This window comes from Streptomyces sp. SID4985 (genome assembly GCF_009863025.1).
In the GTDB taxonomy this organism is placed as follows: domain Bacteria; phylum Actinomycetota; class Actinomycetes; order Streptomycetales; family Streptomycetaceae; genus Streptomyces.
Window position 1 is genome coordinate 1 of record NZ_WWIR01000590.1, and the last position, 2,807, is coordinate 2,807.

Consider the following 2,807-nt stretch of genomic DNA (forward strand, 5'->3'; position numbering starts at 1 on the left):
GCGGGCCAGCAGGGCCGTGCTGTCGGCGGCGGCCCGCTTCCGCGCCCGCGCCGACGGCGAGGAGACGGTGCTCGCCGGGCCGGTGCCGGAGGTGCAGCCCGCGAGCAGGGTGGCGGCCCCGGCGGCGGAGGCGAGCAGGGTTCTTCTGCGCGGCCCCGAACGGGCGCGCGACGGGGGAGGGTAGGACATGGCGGACGTCCTCGGGGGGAGTGGAAACGGGGGAAGACCACAGGCGGGCGCGACGCCCGTGATCACCGTACCCGCGCACCCCGCGCGCTCCCCTCACCGGCACCGCGCTCGGGCACCGTACGGCCCAGGGGCGGGGCCCCGGACGGCCGGGAGGTGCGAGGGTGGACGGCAACACCCGCCGCGACCGGATACCCTTTGACCAGACACGCGACCCATCCCACAACAGCACACGCGGCCGAGGAGTCACCCGGATGAGCACCACCCAGAGCGAGAGGCTGCGAGCGCTGCTCGAACCGCTCGTCACCTCGCAGGGGCTGGATCTCGAAGAGATCGCTGTGGACTCCGTCGGACGCAAGCGGGTGCTGCGCGTGGTCGTCGACTCGGACACCGGGGCCGACCTGGACCAGATCGCCGATGTGAGCCGTGCGCTCTCGGCGAAGCTCGACGAGACCGACGCGATGGGTGACGCGGCCTACGACCTGGAGGTCGGAACCCCCGGCGCGGAGCGCCTCCTCACCGAACGGCGCCACTACGCGCGCGCTGTGGACCGGCTGGTCAAGTTCCAGCTGACCGAGGGCGGCGAGCTGGTCGCGCGCATCCTGGGCGTGGACGACGAGGGTCTGGACCTGGAGGTCCCCGGCGTGAAGGGCCGCAAGGCCACCACCCGCCGGCTCGGTTTCCCGGAGATCGAGAAGGCGCGCGTCCAGGTCGAGTTCAACCGCAAGGACAAGACGGACATGAAGGAAGAGGAGGAGGCGTAGCCGTGGACATCGACATGAGCGCCCTGCGGGGCTTGGTCAGGGAGAAGGAGATCTCCTTCGACCTGCTGGTCGAGGCGATCGAGTCGGCCCTCCTCATCGCGTACCACCGCACCGAGGGAAGCCGCCGCCACGCACGCGTGGAGCTGAACCGGCAGACCGGTCATGTGACCGTGTGGGCGAAGGAGGACCCGGAGGACCTGGAGGAGGGTCAGGAGCGGCTCGAGTTCGACGACACCCCCTCGGGGTTCGGCCGGATCGCCGCCACCACCGCCAAGCAGGTCATCCTCCAGCGGCTGCGCGACGCCGAGGACGACGCCACGCTCGGGGAGTACGCCGGGCGCGAGGGCGACATCGTCACGGGCGTGGTCCAGCAGGGCCGCGACCCGAAGAACGTGCTCGTGGACATCGGCAAGCTGGAGGCCATCCTGCCGGTGCAGGAGCAGGTCCCCGGCGAGGCGTACAACCACGGCATGCGTCTGCGGTCGTACGTCGTCCGGGTGGCCAAGGGTGTGCGCGGTCCCTCCGTGACGCTCTCGCGCACGCACCCCAACCTGGTGAAGAAGCTCTTCGCCCTGGAGGTGCCGGAGATCGCGGACGGCTCGGTGGAGATCGCCGCCATCGCCCGCGAGGCCGGCCACCGCACCAAGATCGCGGTCCGGTCCACCCGTTCGGGCCTGAACGCCAAGGGCGCCTGCATCGGCCCGATGGGCGGCCGGGTGCGCAACGTGATGGGCGAGCTGAACGGCGAGAAGATCGACATCGTCGACTGGTCGGACGACCCGGCCGAGATGGTGGCGAACGCGCTGTCACCCGCCCGGGTGAACAAGGTCGAGGTCGTCGACCTCGCCTCGCGCTCCGCCCGGGTGACCGTGCCGGACTACCAGCTGTCGCTGGCGATCGGCAAGGAAGGGCAGAACGCCCGGCTCGCGGCCCGGCTCACCGGCTGGCGGATCGACATCCGGCCGGACACCGAGCAGCCCGCCGAGTAGGACCGACAGCAGATCCGGGCGGTTATTCGCCCGGATCGCTCATTTTCATGCGCGGAAACTGTTCGATCCTTGCCCCAAAGGGGTGAGGTCGGTACGGGGAGGTAGACTTAATCGTGTCTGGCCGGACGCATGCCCGAGCATGCCCTGAACGCACCTGTGTGGGGTGCCGGGAGCGGGCGGCCAAGAACGATCTACTGCGGATCGTGATGATCGAGGACGCCTGCGTCCCCGATCCTCGCGGTACGCTGCCCGGCCGGGGTGCATATGTACACCCGGCCCTGGTCTGTCTCGACCAGGCGGTACGTCGCCGGGCGTTCACGCGGGCACTGCGCGCCCCGGGAACGCTCGACACAAACGCGTTGCGCCGATACGTCGAGCAGACGACAGTTGCCGAGGAGGCAACACCGTAAGTGTGCCGCGCGGAACCCCGTGCGGACTGGTACCTCGCGAGTCGAAAGCAGGTCGAGATTGCGATGAGCACTCGATGAGTACGCGATGAGTACGCCCATGAACTAGCGACGGTCCGGCTTCACCCGGACCTCAAAGGAGCGAAGTGGCTAAGGTCCGGGTATACGAACTCGCCAAGGAGTTCGGTGTAGAGAGCAAGGCCGTCATGGCCAAGCTCCAGGAACTCGGTGAATTCGTCCGTTCGGCGTCTTCGACGATCGAAGCGCCTGTGGTACGTAAGCTGACCGACGCCTTCCAGGGCGGTGGCACCGGCAAGTCCGCCGGCAAGCCCGCCCCGCGCAAGGCGACCCCCAAGCCCGCCGCGCCCTCTCCGGTGCAGGCGGCTCGTCCGGCTGCTCCGAAGCCGGGCGCCCCCAAGCCGGCCGCGGCCCAGCCCGCCGCCCCGGTGACCCCCTCGGCC

The 2,807-nt window shown here is 70.1% G+C and carries 4 protein-coding genes and 1 pseudogene; 4 read left to right on the plus strand and 1 reads right to left on the minus strand.

Going from position 1 to position 2,807, the window contains the following annotated elements:
• Positions 1 to 189, minus strand: a pseudogene (locus tag GTW40_RS25450) (hypothetical protein); the annotation flags it as partial.
• 251 nt (positions 190 to 440) lie between these two features.
• On the opposite strand from GTW40_RS25450, the gene rimP reads away from it, so the two are divergent.
• The 4 genes from rimP to GTW40_RS25470 all read left to right on the plus strand — a co-directional run.
• On the plus strand, positions 441 to 950 hold the full coding sequence (gene rimP / locus GTW40_RS25455) for a ribosome maturation factor RimP (RefSeq protein ID WP_161182502.1): 510 nt from the start codon (positions 441 to 443) through the stop codon (positions 948 to 950).
• A 2-nt stretch (positions 951 to 952) separates the two neighbouring features.
• On the plus strand, positions 953 to 1,939 hold the full coding sequence (nusA, locus tag GTW40_RS25460) for a transcription termination factor NusA (RefSeq protein ID WP_161182503.1): 987 nt from the start codon (positions 953 to 955) through the stop codon (positions 1,937 to 1,939).
• 113 nt (positions 1,940 to 2,052) lie between these two features.
• On the plus strand, positions 2,053 to 2,349 hold the full coding sequence (locus tag GTW40_RS25465) for a YlxR family protein (RefSeq protein ID WP_161182504.1): 297 nt from the start codon (positions 2,053 to 2,055) through the stop codon (positions 2,347 to 2,349).
• Positions 2,350 to 2,492: 143 nt separating this feature from the next.
• Positions 2,493 to 2,807 (plus strand): translation initiation factor IF-2 N-terminal domain-containing protein (locus GTW40_RS25470; RefSeq protein WP_343245785.1); only part of this gene is annotated, 315 nt, incomplete at its 3' end.

Bases quoted from the DNA above. Each gene is read 5' to 3' on its own strand.
- rimP (WP_161182502.1), top strand. From the start codon at position 441: ATGAGCACCACCCAGAGCGAGAGGCTGCGAGCGCTGCTCGAACCGCTC.